Consider the following 16,959-nt stretch of genomic DNA (forward strand, 5'->3'; position numbering starts at 1 on the left):
TGCGGTAAGGAAAGATATCAGCAGCCAGGCACCGTGCTTGGCTGTTTTGCGCCAGACCTTGTCAAAGTCCCATGGCATTTGATCCATCTTGATTCGCTTATTGCGGGGGCCTTCGAGTTTTTCTTCAAACCAGATAAAGATAAAGGTCCAGACGGTTTGTGGGCAGGTATAGCCACACCAAACGCGCCCAAGATAAGTGGTCACAAAAAACAGGGCAAAGGCCGCAATCATAAAGAGTGCAGCCAGCAGGGTCAGATCCTGAGGCCAAATTGTCAGGCCAAAGACATGAAACTTTTGCTCCGCCAGGTTAAACCACACAGCTTGCCTATCACCCCATGGGAGCCATGGCAATAACAGGAAGAACAACATGGCCACCCAGCCCATGCGGCGACGCACTTTACTCCATAAACCATCAACGGCACGGACATAAATTCGGTTACGGGGGTTAAATCTGTCTGCCTTGCTGGCATCTGGTTGGTGGATTTTAATCCGCTCGGCTTTCGAGTAGTCCTTTTTATTCGAATCTGCGTTCATCTGACAACCTTTTACCGCTTTAATGTTGCTCGAAAAGTGGCTTATTATAGCCTTATTACTAAAGTACATTCACTCGATTGGACCAAAAGATGAGAGGCTGGATAATCTTGGCATTGATCGCCGGCGGTTTGTATTACCTCTATACCGAAACCGACAAACTGGACGAACCTATCGCTGAAACTCAGATGGTGCTGAAGAAAATTGAGCGAAAGCTCGATTCTTTGACCGGCACACAAATCATTCGTGTTGACGGTAGGTTGCAGAAACTCAAGGCAGAAATAGGCGAACGACTCACGGCGGCGGAGCTTTCAGAATTTGATGCTGTGCTGACCGATAAAAACAGTGTGATGGATTTTAAAGATAACTACTGTGAAAAAAGTGGCGTGAGCCATCCGGTTTTCGACAAAGAAAACCTGCAGTTTATTTGCGACAATCTTTAATGCTTTTGTCGGCCAGCCCATGGCTTTTACCTTAAAGCATTGACCCTAAACCAACTTGAGCCTAGCCTGTGGCAACTAATCTGAACATAGGCAGGCTCAGTCATGACCAAAAAAGTTTCTGATAATTTTGATCCAGATCTCTGGACAGAAGTACCAGGTTTTGCATTCGACGACATCACCTACCACAGGGCCAAGGATCAGGGCACGGTACGCATCGCTTTTAACCGTCCTGACTGCCTCAACGCCTTTCGCCCCAAAACCGTTGATGAACTCTATACCGCCCTGGACCACGCCCGCCAATGGCCCGACGTTGGCTGTGTACTGCTGACCGGCAACGGCCCCTCTGCCAAAGGACAATATTCATTTTCCTCCGGTGGCGACCAGCGCATTCGCGGTAAAGACGGCTACAAATACGAAGGCGAAGAAACAGGCAAGGCCGATGTGGCCCGCATGGGCAGGTTACATATTCTGGAAGTGCAGCGACTCATCCGCTTTATGCCCAAGGTAGTAATAGCCGTGGTCCCCGGTTGGGCCGTGGGTGGTGGTCACAGTCTGCATGTGGTGTGCGACCTGACTTTGGCCTCAAAGGAACACGCGGTATTTAAACAAACCGACCCGGATGTGGCCAGTTTCGACTCCGGCTACGGCAGTGCCTATCTCGCCAAGATGGTAGGACAAAAGCGGGCGCGGGAAATCTTCTTCCTCGGCTTTAACTATAGTGCCGATGAAGCAGCCGCTATGGGCATGGTCAATCGCAGTATTCCCCATGCCGAGCTGGAAACCGAAGCCTTACGCTGGGCCAAAGAGATCAATTCCAAATCCCCCACCGCCATGCGTATGCTTAAATACGGCTTTAACCTGCCGGACGATGGCCTGGTTGGCCAGCAACTGTTTGCCGGTGAAGCCACCCGCCTTGCCTATGGCACGGATGAAGCACGTGAAGGCCGCGATGCCTTTTTGGAAAAGCGCGATCAAGATTACAGCAAGTTCCCCTGGCACTACTGACCTAAGCTTGCATTCCACCAGCAAAAGACGCAGCCAGGTGCTGCGTCTTTTTGGTTAATCGATTGTCTCGTTTGCCGCTATTGATCAAATTAACTTTACTTGCAACTGATAACTATTATCATCTTGGTTAATTAATCAATGGGGGACACCACCATGCTCAAGACCATGACCTTTGCCATGCTGCACTTTGGTGTGGCCTTCAGCATCACGTATTTGCTCACCGGCAGCCTGCTTATCGGTGGCGCCGTGGCCCTGATTGAGCCAACCATAAATACCGTGGTGTTTTACTTCCACGAAAAAGTCTGGAAACGGATAGAGGCAAAAAAGCAGTTGCCTCAGCTACTCGCCTGATCCCTTAAGGTGAGTAGCGTTTAGCACAATGTCTAATAGCCCATCCCCATATTGATGACCGGCGGCTCAGTCTGACTACCTGGGCGGGTTCCCGTCAGGCGAAAGCCATTGGCCAGATTGCCATCATGGCAATCCAATCCCTCACCAATACATAGGTCCAGCACGGTTTGCAGTACCTCCGGGTGCCAGCCATTCATCCAGTCCGCATGCAGCGACATGCCACCGGGCGAGTCCTGCGTTACTTCATACATGTCAGAAGCCAAACGCCATCCACGGCTACTTTTGGATTGAGGCTCATACACATCCGGCGTCACCCCGAATGCATAGTGAAAACTCACTCTGATAATGGGCACAGGATGCGTTGCCGGACAAATAATCCCCTGAGTACCACTGCCCCGCTGTGGGTAGGCCAAGTGGCTTTGATGATCGGCAGAATCCAAATCTGTACCGTTCCAACAGCTGGGGAAAAACACGTCCATCCGCAGTCTGTCTGGGGCAACACATTCAGGAATTGTGCTGCTCCAACGGGGGTTATTGGCATCAGATGACGCCCATGATTGGCAGTGCCAGCGCACAATGGCGGTATCCTGCTCAGCGCCGGGACCAGCCTTGGCATTGCCGGCTATGACTTTCATCCCCACAGGAATGGACTGAATCGCCGCTAAATCGTCTACCCCAGCAGAGTAGTAAAAGATTTCATGGGCTTGCTCATCATTTCCCACCACAGCAGGCACAACACGCCAGCGCAGCTCACCCTGTTCATCATAAAGGGCTTCTCCAGTCGCTGGATCATATTCGGGTGCCAATAAGGCAGGCACCCAATAGGCAGATCGGTTTAACGTATTGCCCTGGCAGCTGGATTCACCTTCGGTAAACAAGGAGTCGATATCAGTTGTTTCATCAACCAGAGTATTGCCATAAAAACGGTGTAAATGCGCCGCATTGGCCTGCCCGGGGTAAACGATGGGGTCATGGTAACTGGAATGGGCAAAATCACAGTTAATCCTGAAGATGCCACGCCAGCTTGCCGGATCAGCCTTCGAGGGCATAACGCTGGTTTTGATAAGATCACTATGGACGCTGCCTTGCGCCCCAAAGGTGCTGGCAACCTGCCACGCAAGCTCTGCCGGATCACTGCGGGCACCATTGTCCGCCACCGCCCAAACTCTGAAGCGATGCTGGTCTGCCGCCAGCGGCAACAGCACCATAGGGCTGGAACAATCGGTAATATCACCACTCTTGTCACCGCTATCGAGTTGGCATTCATAGGACGAGCCCAAATCGGCACTGAATTCTATGTGGGTGTATGGTTCGTAAATGATTGCGTCGGGTTTAACACTGAAGCTGGGTATGGCTGGTTTAAGTGCCAACACAGGTTGCTCAGGCTCCCCTCCACTACCGTCGCTGCCACCGCAGCCAGCCACAATAATCATCCATGCCAGCGCCACACACTTGTTCGGTTTCATCATCATTACCTCGCACAATATCATTACCTCGCACAATGCCAGTGATTGCCATGCTGACGGCAAAGCGCTTTTGGATTAGGGCGGGCATTCACAATCAGGATTTGTGCCGAATGGTGCTCAGCGTCTGTACCGTGAATTTGCAGCGCGCCTTGACGCCCTCCTTTCGAGGGGCCCCCATGATGATGGGTACAGCCAGCAAGCATGATAATTGGCACTATCGCCAACGCAATTAATCCCATGCGATTCATCGTCTCTACCTCCGCATAAGCCACATGGTAGTCAGTGTATGAACGCCGATGTAAAGCAACGTCAGCAGAGTGCAAAGGTTAAGTAAAAGTTAAATTCCTCATCTGCGCCTGGACAGCGCATCTTCACCACACAAGAACGCCCGTCTGACGCAACGATTAATCACATGGTAATAAGGGGGGAGGGCTTTCAGCATCTATCAACTGGTGGCGAGCGGTGGTCATGGCAGACCTCGACAGGCAAGAAGAGCGGCTTCAAAGACTAGTCGAGGGTATGCGAAACATCAAAAAGATCTGGCTGTCCGCTATTTTTATTGAACCTGTTGCGAAAAAATAATTAGTGGTAGTGTGTTGGGATTGGTTACCGCATCATTGGCAAAGTTCAACCCATATGGCGGCGTATACGGCATAGCAGGTGCGGCCTTTGGTGCATGGATGAATTATAAGGAATGAAAGCGTGAGGCAGGAATTTAAGAAAGTTTTCACGTACACACTGCTGATTCTTGCACTTATTGGAACGTGCTCATTCAGTGTAGTTTTGCTTGCGAATAGCCATTTCCAAACTGGAATAAGTATTGGGCTTTTAATAGGATTATCTTTCATTTTAATCGGAATTATTTCAACTTTGTATTTAATGACAAAGCTTTACCTAAAATACCGATTTCGTGAAAAATTTCAAAACATATACAGACTTAATGCATTTGGACCAATAATCTATCTAATTGCAAGCTGCGCATTATTAATTGTAAGCAGCGGACTAATAGTTTACGCTTTTATTATGTTGTATTTTGTAGTGTAGGATCGAGATATATTTAACTCGATAGATATATTTAACCTAAAAGAACGACCGCACTTAACCGACAGCTTTTGCGGCCATTTAATATAAACTACATCTGTAGTTACTGTGCAAAGTAGGTAATAAATATGTTTAAAAGACTTGTTAAAGAGTCAATCTTTCCGATACTAACACTTTCCTTACTTTTTTATGCTCACATCATGACAAACAGTATAATTTATGAAAGTTTACCATGTGATTCACATTCAAAAAGTTTGTTAAGTTTGCTTTCTTTGGGGTTATGGATTTCTTTCGGTTTAACTCTTTGCTTTGCTTATGGCTTGGTGTCTCTAGCAAAAGAAGTATTTTCACACAATGAGCTTAATGATATTAAGGCTCTTAGCTCATCCACAGAAATATTACTAATATTGATAAGTTCATTAATGATCTGTATTGGAGTGATTATTGTTGGACTACATGTTTTGCCCTAAGGAAAGGTGTGGATAAGTCCGAAGTGTGAGATCTTCGTATAGCGACCTGAAACATGGAGTTGCACAATTTGGAAAAAAAAGCCGACATGCTGTCGGCTTTTCGATTTACGCATCAGTATGCAACTTTATTACATAGTATGAATCTTTATTGCTCAGTATGAAACTTTATTCCTCTCCCACAGAGGCTTTCAGGCTAAACCGCAGTTTATTCCACCGTTACAGACTTGGCCAGGTTACGTGGCTGGTCCACATCCGTGCCTTTAATCAAGGCCACGTGGTACGACAGTAGCTGCAGCGGAATGGTGTAAATGAGCGGCGCCATAAACTCATCACAGTGAGGCACCGGGATCACCTTCATGGTGTCGTCCGAGGCAAACTCGGCATCCTTGTCGGCAAACACATACATCAGGCCGCCACGGGCACGGACTTCTTCCACGTTGGATTTCAGCTTTTCGAGCAGCTCGTTATTGGGCGCGACCACAATCACCGGCATATCGGCGTCGATCAGTGCTAGAGGGCCGTGTTTGAGTTCACCAGACGCATAAGCCTCGGCGTGGATGTAAGAGATTTCCTTGAGCTTGAGTGCCCCTTCCATGGCGATGGGGTACTGATCGCCACGTCCGAGGAACAGCGCATGATGCTTGTCGGCAAAGTCTTCGGCCAATGAAGCAATAGCATCGTCCAGGCCCAGTGCCTGCTCAACCTTGGCGGGCAGTGATTGCAGGCTTTGGGTTAAAGATGATTGCAGCTCGGCAGACATGCCGTTGTTGCGACCAATCACTGCGGTCAGCATCAGGAGGCCAGCCAGTTGCACGGTAAAGGCCTTGGTGGAGGCCACACCGATTTCAGCGCCCGCTTTCATCATGTAAGCCATGTCAGATTCGCGTACCAGGGATGAACCGGGGGCATTACAGATGGTCAGGGTGGCCTGATAGCCCATTTCTTTGGCCAGACGCAGCGCCGCCAGGGTATCGGCGGTCTCGCCGGACTGAGAAATGGTCACCAGCAGGCTGTTGGGGAACAGGTGCGACTTGCGATAACGGAATTCGGAAGCGATTTCCACGTTACAGGACACCCCGGCCCATTGCTCCAGCCAGTAACGGGCGGCCATGCCCGCGTGGTAGCTGGTACCACAGGCGATGATCTGCACGTGTTTGATGTCTTTCAAGAGGTCGGCTGCTTTGTCACCAAATGCACTGTCCAGCACCTGCATGTTGGCGATGCGGCCTTCCAGGGTACGGGCCAGAGCACGTGGCTGTTCATAGATTTCCTTGAGCATATAGTGGCGGTATTCGCCCTTGTCGCCGGCATCGTGGGTGACTTCAGACTCTTTGGCTTCACGCTCTACCTCATTGCCATCCACATCGAAGATGCGCACGTTACGGCGGGTCACTTCGGCCACATCACCTTCTTCAAGGAAAGCGAAGGTGCGGGTTACAGGCAGCAATGCCAACTGATCAGAGGCGACAAAGTTTTCACCCAGACCGAAACCAATCACCAGCGGGCTGCCACTGCGGGCCACAACCAGACGCTCAGGGTCACGGCGGTCAATCACTACGGTACCGTAAGCGCCTTCGAGCTGCTTCACCGTGGCCTGAACTGCGGTCAGCAGCGACTCGGCGTTTTTCAGCTCATGATGCACCAGGTGACAAATCACTTCGGTGTCGGTATCTGAGTTGAACTGATACCCCAGCCCCTTCAAGCGCTCACGCAGCTTGGCGTGGTTTTCGATAATGCCGTTGTGCACCACCGCGATATCGCCCTCGGACTGGTGCGGGTGCGCGTTACGCTCACTCGGCTCACCATGGGTGGCCCAGCGGGTATGGGCTATGCCTGTACCACCGGTAAGCGGTGCTTCGGCCAGTGCGTCGGCCAGCTCCTGTACCTTACCCACCCGGCGGGTACGGTTCATTTCGGCATTCTGGATCACCGCCATACCGGCAGAGTCATAACCACGATATTCCAGACGACGCAGGCCCTCGAGCAAAATTTCGGCCACGTCCCTTTGCGCCACGGCGCCAACGATTCCACACATGCTTGTATTTCCGTAAGGTCTATAAAAACTAATTACTGAACATCCGCCAGATACACCTTCACCCCATGGGCCTCTATGGTGGCCACTGCCTCTTTGGGCAATCTGTTGTCTGTGACCACTGCACTGACCTGACTCCAGGGCAGCTCGAGATTGGGAATGCGTCGGCCTATCTTGTCGGACTCCAGCATGACAATCACCTCCCGCGACACCTCGGCCATCACACGTGACAGGCCAACGAGTTCGTTGAAGGTGGTGGTGCCGCGGCTGAGGTCTATACCATCGGCACCGATAAAGAGTTGATCGAAGTCGTAAGAGCGCAGCACCTGTTCGGCCACCAGCCCCTGAAAGCTTTCGGAATGCGGATCCCAGGTGCCACCGGTCATCAGAAGTGTTGGTTCCTGCTCCAGTTCATGGATGGCATTGGCCAGCTGCAGCGAATTGGTCATCACCACCAGCCCACGGCGATGGGCAAGTTCGGGGATAAGCCCCAGGGTGGTGCTGCCATAATCGATGATGATGCGGTTGTGGTCGCGGATGAGTTTGGCGGCCTCTTTGGCTATGGCGAGCTTTACCGGGGAGATGGCCACTGCCTGGGCATTCAGCTCCTGGGGCAAGGGCACGGCGCCACCATAACGGCGAAACAGCAGGCCCGCTTTCTCAAGCTCGGCCAAATCCTTGCGAATGGTCACCTCGGAGGTGGCAAACTCGCTCGCCAATTGGTCCACATTCACCTCACCCTGAGCATTCAGAAGTTCGATAATGCTGCGACGGCGCTGCTGAGTATTGCGTTTGGTCATCCGTTACTTTCAACTTAACTTTCGAATCGAAAGATAGATTATATTAAAACGAAACAAAATAACCAAGAGCGAAATTTAGACCGTGAAAACAAAAGGCAGCCTTGTGGCTGCCTTGGATGTTTGGGTGGAATGCCCGGGAAAGATTAGAACTTGGCGTTCAAAGCCAGGCTGAAGTGGCGTCCCTGTCCCAGGGTGACCATCTGGTAGTTACCGCCGTCCAGGTACTCGGTATCAAACAGGTTGCGCACGTTGGCACGAATGCCGATTTCACTGCCGCCGATATCGAAGGTATAAGCGGCGCCCATATCGAAACGCACATAACCATCTTTGCTGATGCTGTTTGGGGTATCGGCAAAACGTTCACCCACATAAACAGCGCCCAGGTTAACCGCAAAGTTATCCGTTACTTCGTAGCGGCTCCAGATATTCGCCGACCACTCCGGGGCATCGATAGGTGTCTTGCCATTCAGGCTGTCGGCGGTTTTGTACTCGGCATCCAAATACATCATGGAGGCGGTTAAAAACAGGCTGTCACTGACCTGCCCCTGGGCACCCAGCTCCATCCCTTTATGATGCTGAATCCCATCCTGACGGGTGACCCTGGTGATATCGCCCACGGGCACATCCAGGGTATGCACCACAATACGGTTATCGATTTCGATATCGAACAGGGCGCCGGTCAGCAGCAGACCGCCATTCATCAGTTCCCACTTGGCACCCAGTTCATATTGGGTACCAAATTCAGGATCCAGCTCCATGTCATTGCTCAGGTCATTCTCATCATTGACCTTACCCTGGGGGACAAAACTCCTGGAGTAGTTGGCGTACAGGCTCAAGTCCTGCTGCGGCTGCCAGATCAGGCCAAATTTGGGTGATACGGCATTATCGTTGCCTGAGTCTTCCTTTTGCTCATCGAAACGTACACCGGCCAATACCTTCCACTGGTCGTTGATACTGATAAGGTCTTGCAGATAGACACCGTAGAACTCATAACCGCTGGTGGACCAACTGGTGTCATCCTTATAGGAAATGTCGGGACGGGGCACAGCCACACCGGGCATGACATTTTGCCGCGCACCGGATGATCTCAATTGGGCGTAGCCGTAATCGAGCTTGTTTGCGCCAAGCAGTAGCTTGTGCTCCATCCCCGCCAGCTCAAACTCACCATTTAGGTCCACATAGGCCGTCTTGTGGCTCCAGTCGTCGAAACGGTCGAATGGGCTTATCTGGTACCCGGTGCTCATGGCGTCGGTATTGTAACGTGGGGCCGAGTCAAAGCGCTGCCGATTGAACTGCTGGTCGTTGTAGCCAACCTTAAGCTTCCAGTTATCACTTAACTGCCAAGCCAAATCGGCGCCCAGATTGGTAATGCTGTTGTCGGTAAATGCCCAGGGCATATCCCAGATTTGCTCCCGGCTGCCGATAAGATTTCCGTCTGCATCAAGCCAACCACCAATATCGATACCGGCCTTGTCTTCGGTACGATCGTAACGCAGCGACAGCAACAGGTTGTCGGTAATGTCATAGTCCAGGGCGATAAAGCCCAGCCAGCGGTCCCGCTCCTGCTGCCCGGCCGACTCCCCGGCCAGAGGTGAATAGCTGCGCCAGTACTCCGTGTCCTGTTTCACGGCCACAGCACGGTAACGCAGAGAATCAGTCAGCGCACCACCTGCATCCAGCTGGAAACGGGTCGAGCCTTCTTCGTCGGTATCAAAGCCCAGTTCGAACAGGCGATCAAAAGTAGGCTTCTTGGTCACCATGTTGACCAGACCACCGGGGCCAGACTGGCCATAGAGCATGGACGAGGGGCCTTTTAATACTTCCACCTGGCTTAAGATTTCTATCGGCAGCACATAGTGGGCAAACAATTGATGACCATTGGCGAGGTAGCCAGAGCCCGAGTCCAGCTCAAACCCGCGCAGTGAAAACACCTGACGGTTCCAGCGCTGAGTTCCCGCTGTAATGGAAGAGTCGTTCACCAGCACTTCAGCAAGGTTGGTGGCCAGCTGCTCGTCTGTTACGAAGTCCGGGATCACACTCACTGACTGTGGCGTCTCCAGCAATGACATATCGCCGCGCATCGCGCCATTGGCAGCACCGACCTTGTATTCGTTAAAGCTGCGGCCTTTAACTTCGATACGCTCCATGTCGCCATGGGATGCGTCATCGGCAAGTGCCAGCGGGGATTGCAGCGCAGCCACGACGGCCAGGCTCAGGGTGGAGAATTTGAGTGACATGCCTACCTCTTTACCAACTCTGTCAAAAAGTATTACGAAACTGGCAGCACTATAATTGAGAATGGTTCTTATTTGATTTTCTTTACGGTAATTTACAATTGCAGGTGAAGGCGCTCACAAAAGCATTGGTGTGAAAACAAAAAAGCGGCGCAAATGCGCCGCTTTTCAATGAGAAGTGGATTACTTTGGCTTTTTCACCGGACGCTGCCAGCCCTGAATATGGCGCTGCTTTACCCGGGTGATAACCAGCTCGTTTTCGCCCACTTCGTGGGTCACGGTAGAACCGGCGCCCAGGGTAGCACCTTTACGGATGACTACTGGCGCCACCAGCTGGGTATCGCTGCCAACAAAGACATCGTCTTCAATCACGGTGAGGTGTTTGTTGGCGCCATCGTAGTTACAGGTGATGGTACCGGCGCCTATGTTTACGCCTTTGCCAATTTCGGCATCACCGAGGTACGCCAGGTGCCCGGCTTTGGAGCCTTCACCGAGTACGGCTTTCTTCATTTCGACAAAGTTGCCAATGTGGGCGTCTTTGTGCAGCTCAGCGCCGGGGCGCAGACGGGCGAACGGGCCCGCACTGGCGCTATCGCCCAGTTTGGCACCTTCGATGATAGTGTAGGGTTTGATGTCGGCGTTGTCGGCAATCTCACAGTCAATCAAGATAGCACCGGCACCAATGGTGACATTATTACCAAGCTTAACCTTGCCTTCAAAAATCACGTTTACATCAATCATCACGTCCATGCCCACAGTCACGTCACCGCGAATATCGATACGGGCCGGGTCACGCAGGTTGGCACCATTAAGCATCAGCTCTTCGGCGCGGCGGGCCTGATAGGCACGCTCCAATGCCGCCAGCTGCACCCGGTTATTGGCGCCTTCGGTTTCAATGGGATTGGTGGGGTGAGCGGTATCAATGGCCACACCATCGGCGTGGGCCATGGCGATAACGTCAGTGAGGTAGAACTCGCCCTGGGCGTTGTTGTTCTCGAGGCGACCAAGCCAACTTTTTAACCGCTTGCCCGGCAGCGCCATGATGCCGCTGTTGATTTCATTTATCTTGAGCTGCTCTGGGCTGGCATCCTTTTGCTCGATGATACCGACGACTTTGCCGCCTTCCCGCACTATGCGGCCATAGCCGGTGGGGTTATCCAGATGTACGGTCAGCACGGCCACGCCGTCGGGTTGACGGGCAGCCAGCAGGGCTTCGAGGGTTTCCTTGCGGGTGAGCGGCACATCGCCGTAAAGCACCAGCACTGTATCCTCGTCATTAATGTGGTCAATCGCCTGCGCCACCGCGTGGCCAGTACCCAGCTGCTCGGCCTGCAGCACGAAATTCAGCGGCTGCTCACCCAGTTTGTTCTTCAGCAGGTCGCCGCCGTAACCATACACCAGATTAATCTTATCGGCATTGAGTTCGTGGGCCGTGTCTATCACGTGCTGAACCATGGGCTTGTGGGCGACGCTGTGCAGCACTTTGGGCAGGTCTGAGCGCATGCGGGTGCCTTTTCCGGCGGCAAGAATGACAACATTGAGTGACATAGGAGGTCCCTTATTTTTAATCTCGCGCAAGTGTACCCGAATGCCGACTAAAATTCAGCGCAGCGCTGAACTGAGCGCCTTATTTTTGCCAATAAAAAAGGCGCCCTGGGGCGCCTTTTTTGGGACACATTCACCTTATCTGGCAATGTTCTTCTTGATGGTTTCAACCACACGCAGCTGAGCTACGGCCTTGGCCAGCTCGATGGCTGCCGCGGCATAGTTGAAATCGGCACCGGCTTCGGCCATATGGGCCTCGGCGCGACGTTTGGCTTCCAGAGCCGCCTGCTCATCAATGTCTTTGGCACGCAAAGCCACATCAGCCAGCACAGACACAGAATTGGCTTGTACTTCCAGCAAACCGCCGGACAGGTAGAAGACCTCTTCTTTACCGTGCTGCTTAACGATGCGCACCATGCCAGGTTTGATAAAAGTCAGCAGAGGGGCGTGACCAGGCATGATGCCCAGCTCACCCTCGCCACCGGTCACTTGCAGGTGTTCTACCAGACCGGAAAAAATGCGAGTTTCTGCACTTACGATATCAAGATGTACTGTCATGGCCATAGCGTTCTCCATTTAAGACTCAGGCAGGGCCCGAATTACTTCTTGTTGGCTTTCTCAACGGCTTCGTCGACAGAGCCAACCATGTAGAACGCTTGCTCTGGAACGTGGTCGAACTCACCTTCCAGAATGCCCTTGAAGCCACGGATAGTGTCTTTCAGAGGCACGTACTTACCAGGAGAACCGGTAAATACTTCCGCTACGTGGAAAGGCTGAGACAGGAAACGCTCAATCTTACGGGCGCGGGATACTGTCATCTTATCGTCGTCTGACAGTTCGTCCATACCCAGGATGGCGATGATGTCTTTCAGCTCTTTGTAGCGCTGCAGAACGTTTTGAACGCCGTTAGCCACGTCATAGTGCTCTTGGCCAACTACCAGAGGATCCAACTGACGAGAGGTGGAATCCAGTGGGTCAACCGCTGGGTAGATACCCAGAGAAGCGATTTGACGAGACAGTACCACGGTCGCATCCAAGTGGGCGAAGGTGGTGGCTGGGCTTGGGTCGGTCAAGTCGTCCGCTGGTACGTATACCGCCTGTACGGAGGTAATAGAACCAGTCTTGGTAGAAGTAATACGCTCCTGGAGTACACCCATCTCCTCAGCCAGAGTAGGCTGATAACCTACGGCTGATGGCATACGGCCCAGCAGTGCTGATACTTCGGTACCAGCCAGGGTATAACGGTAGATGTTGTCTACGAACAACAGTACGTCTTTACCCTCGTCACGGAACTTCTCGGCCATGGTCAGACCGGTCAGGGCCACACGCAGACGGTTTCCTGGTGGCTCGTTCATCTGACCGTACACCATGGCTACCTTGTCCAGTACGCCTGATTCCATCATTTCGTAGTAGAAGTCGTTACCTTCACGGGTACGCTCACCTACACCAGCGAATACTGACAGACCAGAGTGGGCCTTGGCGATGTTGTTGATCAGTTCCATCATGTTAACTGTCTTACCAACGCCCGCACCACCGAACAGACCTACTTTACCACCCTTAGCGAATGGACATACCAGGTCGATTACCTTGATACCGGTTTCCAGCAGTTCAGTCGTGTTTGACTGCTCTTCATAGGAAGGAGCGGCACGGTGAATAACATAACGATCTTCTTCACCGATAGGACCCGCTTCATCCACAGGCTCGCCCAGCACGTTCATGATACGACCGAGAGTGGCCTTACCAACAGGAACGGCAATAGCGGAACCAGTGTTTTCAACCTCGATACCACGACGCAGACCGTCGGAAGAACCCATGGCGATGGTACGAACCACACCGCCACCGAGCTGCTGCTGAACTTCCAGCACCAGGCCGTTACAGGTACCTTCACCTGTGATCTTCAGAGCGTCATATACCTGAGGTACGGCATGCTGTGGAAACTCTACGTCCACAACCGCGCCAATTACTTGGACAACAGTACCTGTGCTCATGATTAATCCTCTAAAACTTGTATTCGTTACCTAAGCCTTAAACCGCTGCTGCACCGGAAACAATTTCCGACAGTTCCTGCGTAATCGCAGCCTGACGGGCCTTGTTGTAAACCAGTTGCAGGTCATCGATCAGCGTACCGGCGTTGTCAGTCGCAGCCTTCATCGCCACCATACGGGCAGCCTGTTCAGACGCGATGTTTTCCACAACACCCTGGTACACCTGAGACTCCACATAACGCACCAGCAGAGTATCCAGAAGGTCTTTCGGATCCTGCTCGTAGATGTAGTCCCAGTGATGAGCAATCTCATCATCTTCGGATTTAGGCAAAGGCAGCAGCTGCTCGATCACGGGGGTCTGGGTCATGGTGTTCACAAACTTGTTGAATACCACGTACAGACGATCCAGTTTGCCTTCGTTGTAAGCTTGCAGCATAACGCGCACAGTACCGATCAGGTCGGCGAGCTTGGGAGCATCACCGAGGCCTGAAGCATGGGCCTGTACCTTTCCGCCAAAAGCTTTGAAGAACTGCACACTGCGGGCACCGATGGGGCAGAACTCTACCTCAACACCCTGGGCTTTCCAGTTCTTCACGTCTGACACAACCTTTTTGAACAGGTTGACGTTCAAACCACCACAAAGACCGCGGTCGGATGCTACAACAATGTAGCCGACGCGCTTGGCCTCTCTCACCTCTAAATAGGGGTGTTTGTACTCGAGAGAACCCTGGGCAACGTGACCGATCACCTTACGCATGCTTTCCGCGTATGGACGGCTGGCAGTCATGCGGTCCTGCGCTCTGCGCATTTTGCTGGCTGCCACCATTTCCATGGCGGAAGTGATCTTCTGAGTGTTCTTCACACTCGCGATCTTGGTTTTAATCTCTTTTGCGCCGGCCATCTCTACTCTCCAATCTGGACCTGAGGTGCCTTATGACACCTCGACGATTTTTACCAGGTTTGGGTTGCCACGAACTTGTCGAGACCAGCCTTCAGCTCAGCTTCGATTTCGGCGTTATAGTCGCCGGTATCGTTGATAAGCTTCATCAGGTTGGCATGCTCGGCGTTCATGAATGCGAGCAGAGCGGCTTCGAAATCACCAACTTTCTTCAGAGCAATACCCTTCAGGAAGCCTTTTTCTGCGGCGAAGATCACCACAGCCTGTTCGGCTACGCTCATTGGGGCATATTGCTTCTGCTTCATCAGTTCGGTAACACGCTCACCGTGCTCCAACTGGGCACGAGTTGCATCGTCAAGGTCAGATGCAAACTGAGAGAACGCAGCAAGCTCACGATACTGTGCCAGCGCGGTACGGATACCACCGGACAGTTTCTTGATGATCTTGGTCTGGGCGGCACCACCTACACGGGATACCGAAATACCTGGGTTAACCGCTGGACGCAGGCCAGAGTTAAACAGGTTGGTTTCCAGGAAGATCTGACCATCGGTAATAGAAATTACGTTGGTCGGTACGAACGCAGATACGTCACCGGCTTGGGTTTCGATGATAGGCAGAGCGGTCAAAGAACCGGTCTGGCCAGTCACGGCGCCCTTGGTGAACTTCTCAACGTACTCTTCGTTCACGCGGGAAGCACGTTCCAGCAGACGAGAGTGCAAATAGAATACGTCACCTGGGTAAGCTTCACGTCCTGGTGGACGACGCAGCAGCAGGGAGATCTGACGGTAAGCAACGGCCTGCTTAGACAGGTCATCGTATACGATCAGGGCATCTTCACCGCGGTCACGGAAGTATTCACCCATGGTACAACCAGAGTATGGCGCCAGGAACTGCAGAGCAGCCGCTTCTGAAGCAGAAGCAACAACCACAACAGTGTTAGCCAAAGCACCGTGCTCTTCCAGCTTGCGTACTACGTTGGCGATGGTAGAAGCCTTCTGGCCTACAGCCACGTACACACACTTGATGCCAGAATCGCGCTGGTTGATGATGGCGTCGATAGCCATCGCAGTTTTACCAGTCTGACGGTCACCGATGATCAGCTCACGCTGGCCACGACCGATTGGGATCATGGAGTCAACGGCTTTGTAACCAGTCTGAACTGGCTGAGAAACTGATTTACGGTCAATTACACCTGGAGCAATCACTTCAACAGGAGCAAAACCATCGTTGTCGATGGGGCCCTTGCCGTCGATTGGCTCACCCAGAGTGTTTACCACACGGCCAAGCAGGCCGCGGCCAACTGGAACTTCCAGAATACGGCCAGTGGTTTTAACTTTTACGCCCTCAGCCAGATCGGCATAAGGACCCATTACTACAGCACCGACAGAGTCGCGCTCAAGGTTCAACGCGATTGCATAACGGTTGCCAGGCAGTTCGATCATCTCACCCTGCATTACATCGGCCAGGCCGTGTACGCGGATGATGCCATCGCTTACCGCAACGATAGTACCTTCGTTACGGGCTTCGCTGACTACGTCGAACTGCTCGATCCGCTGCTTAATCAGATCGCTGATTTCAGTGGAATTCAGTTGCATGCTCAAACTCCCAATTACGATTGCAGCTTATCAGACAGGCGGGCCAGTTTGCCGCTCACAGAACCATCGATAACGAGGTCCCCTGCCTTGATAATTACACCGGCGATCAGGCCGGCATCTACGCTGCAATTCAGCTTAACTTTGCGTGCGAGACGTTTCTCTAGGGAAACACCAATCTGCTGTTGTTGTGCGTCGGAAAGCTCGGTGGCAGAAACCACATCGGCTTCTACTTCCTTGGCCCATTCCAAACGGTACTCAGCAAACAGCTGAGCCACAGCAGGCAGTACTTCCAAACGACCGTTTTCAGCCATCACCTTGATCAGGTTTTGACCGTGCTCGTTGAGCTGCTCACCACAAACATCAATAAAGAGTTTGGCGAGCGCGCTACTGGCCATAGAGCCAGCGAGCAGTGGGCGCATGGTTTCGTTTTCACTTACCAGCGCAGCAAAACCGAGCATTTCGGCCCAGCTGTCCACGGCTTGTTTTTCAACGGCAAAATCAAAAGCTGCCTTTGCATAAGGGCGAGCAATGGTGGTTAACTCAGCCATACCCCTTCTCCCTTA

The 16,959-nt window shown here is 52.4% G+C and carries 14 protein-coding genes and 1 pseudogene (1 of these 15 only partly in view); 3 read left to right on the forward strand and 12 right to left on the reverse strand.

The annotated features are described in order from the left end of the window. On the reverse strand, positions 1 to 534 hold the start of the coding sequence (gene ccoG, locus K0H63_RS19835) for a cytochrome c oxidase accessory protein CcoG (protein ID WP_220066182.1). It extends 891 nt beyond the left edge of the window; 534 of the gene's 1,425 nt are visible here — the first part of the coding sequence; the start codon lies at positions 532 to 534; its stop codon lies off the left edge, out of view. An 89-nt stretch (positions 535 to 623) separates the two neighbouring features. Here ccoG and K0H63_RS19840 point away from each other — a divergent pair, with 89 nt between their 5' ends. From K0H63_RS19840 to K0H63_RS19850, 3 genes are all read left to right on the forward strand, one after another. After that, positions 624 to 974 (forward strand): hypothetical protein, encoded by a 351-nt coding sequence (locus tag K0H63_RS19840; RefSeq protein WP_220066183.1) that lies wholly within the window; start codon positions 624 to 626, stop codon positions 972 to 974. Positions 975 to 1,076: 102 nt separating this feature from the next. Beyond that, positions 1,077 to 1,979 carry a 1,4-dihydroxy-2-naphthoyl-CoA synthase gene (locus K0H63_RS19845; protein WP_220066184.1) on the forward strand — a complete coding sequence of 301 codons (903 nt, stop codon included), beginning with the start codon at positions 1,077 to 1,079 and terminating at the stop codon, positions 1,977 to 1,979. Between the two features lie 153 nt (positions 1,980 to 2,132). After that, entirely contained in the window at positions 2,133 to 2,330 is a 198-nt protein-coding gene (locus K0H63_RS19850; RefSeq protein WP_220066185.1) for a DUF2061 domain-containing protein, read from the forward strand. 32 nt (positions 2,331 to 2,362) lie between these two features. Here K0H63_RS19850 and K0H63_RS19855 read toward each other — a convergent pair whose 3' ends face one another. The 11 genes and pseudogenes from K0H63_RS19855 to atpH all read right to left on the reverse strand — a co-directional run bounded on the left by K0H63_RS19855 (position 2,363) and on the right by atpH (position 16,944). Further along, positions 2,363 to 3,796, reverse strand: coding sequence for a DUF1996 domain-containing protein (locus K0H63_RS19855; RefSeq protein WP_258405621.1), 1,434 nt, complete (start codon positions 3,794 to 3,796; stop codon positions 2,363 to 2,365). Positions 3,797 to 4,148: 352 nt separating this feature from the next. Further along, positions 4,149 to 4,266 (reverse strand): annotated as a pseudogene (locus K0H63_RS20160) (alpha-amylase family glycosyl hydrolase); the annotation flags it as partial. A gap of 1,246 nt (positions 4,267 to 5,512) precedes the next feature. Continuing rightward, on the reverse strand, positions 5,513 to 7,342 hold the full coding sequence (gene glmS / locus K0H63_RS19860) for a glutamine--fructose-6-phosphate transaminase (isomerizing) (RefSeq protein ID WP_220066187.1): 1,830 nt from the start codon (positions 7,340 to 7,342) through the stop codon (positions 5,513 to 5,515). Between the two features lie 32 nt (positions 7,343 to 7,374). Continuing rightward, complete coding sequence (locus K0H63_RS19865) at positions 7,375 to 8,139, reverse strand: DeoR/GlpR family DNA-binding transcription regulator (RefSeq protein ID WP_220066188.1); 765 nt, start codon at positions 8,137 to 8,139, stop codon at positions 7,375 to 7,377. A gap of 143 nt (positions 8,140 to 8,282) precedes the next feature. After that, a complete protein-coding gene (locus K0H63_RS19870; protein WP_220066189.1) occupies positions 8,283 to 10,376 on the reverse strand; it encodes a TonB-dependent receptor in 2,094 nt (697 codons plus the stop codon). 180 nt (positions 10,377 to 10,556) lie between these two features. After that, positions 10,557 to 11,921 carry a bifunctional UDP-N-acetylglucosamine diphosphorylase/glucosamine-1-phosphate N-acetyltransferase GlmU gene (gene glmU, locus K0H63_RS19875; RefSeq protein ID WP_220066190.1) on the reverse strand — a complete coding sequence of 455 codons (1,365 nt, stop codon included), beginning with the start codon at positions 11,919 to 11,921 and terminating at the stop codon, positions 10,557 to 10,559. Positions 11,922 to 12,056: 135 nt separating this feature from the next. After that, positions 12,057 to 12,482, reverse strand: a complete 426-nt coding sequence (locus K0H63_RS19880; RefSeq protein WP_011761749.1) for a F0F1 ATP synthase subunit epsilon — start codon at positions 12,480 to 12,482, stop codon at positions 12,057 to 12,059. 35 nt (positions 12,483 to 12,517) lie between these two features. After that, complete coding sequence (gene atpD / locus K0H63_RS19885; RefSeq protein WP_011761750.1) at positions 12,518 to 13,906, reverse strand: F0F1 ATP synthase subunit beta; 1,389 nt, start codon at positions 13,904 to 13,906, stop codon at positions 12,518 to 12,520. A 37-nt stretch (positions 13,907 to 13,943) separates the two neighbouring features. Beyond that, the gene (atpG, locus tag K0H63_RS19890; RefSeq protein WP_011761751.1) at positions 13,944 to 14,804 is read right to left on the reverse strand and encodes a F0F1 ATP synthase subunit gamma; all 861 of its coding nucleotides are present in this window, start codon (positions 14,802 to 14,804) and stop codon (positions 13,944 to 13,946) included. Positions 14,805 to 14,854: 50 nt separating this feature from the next. Further along, on the reverse strand, positions 14,855 to 16,396 hold the full coding sequence (atpA, locus tag K0H63_RS19895; protein WP_220066191.1) for a F0F1 ATP synthase subunit alpha: 1,542 nt from the start codon (positions 16,394 to 16,396) through the stop codon (positions 14,855 to 14,857). Between the two features lie 14 nt (positions 16,397 to 16,410). Beyond that, positions 16,411 to 16,944, reverse strand: coding sequence for a F0F1 ATP synthase subunit delta (gene atpH, locus K0H63_RS19900; protein WP_011761753.1), 534 nt, complete (start codon positions 16,942 to 16,944; stop codon positions 16,411 to 16,413). Positions 16,945 to 16,959 lie beyond the last annotated feature (15 nt).

It is taken from the genome of Shewanella zhangzhouensis, assembly GCF_019457615.1.
GTDB classification, from domain to species: Bacteria; Pseudomonadota; Gammaproteobacteria; order Enterobacterales; family Shewanellaceae; genus Shewanella; species Shewanella zhangzhouensis.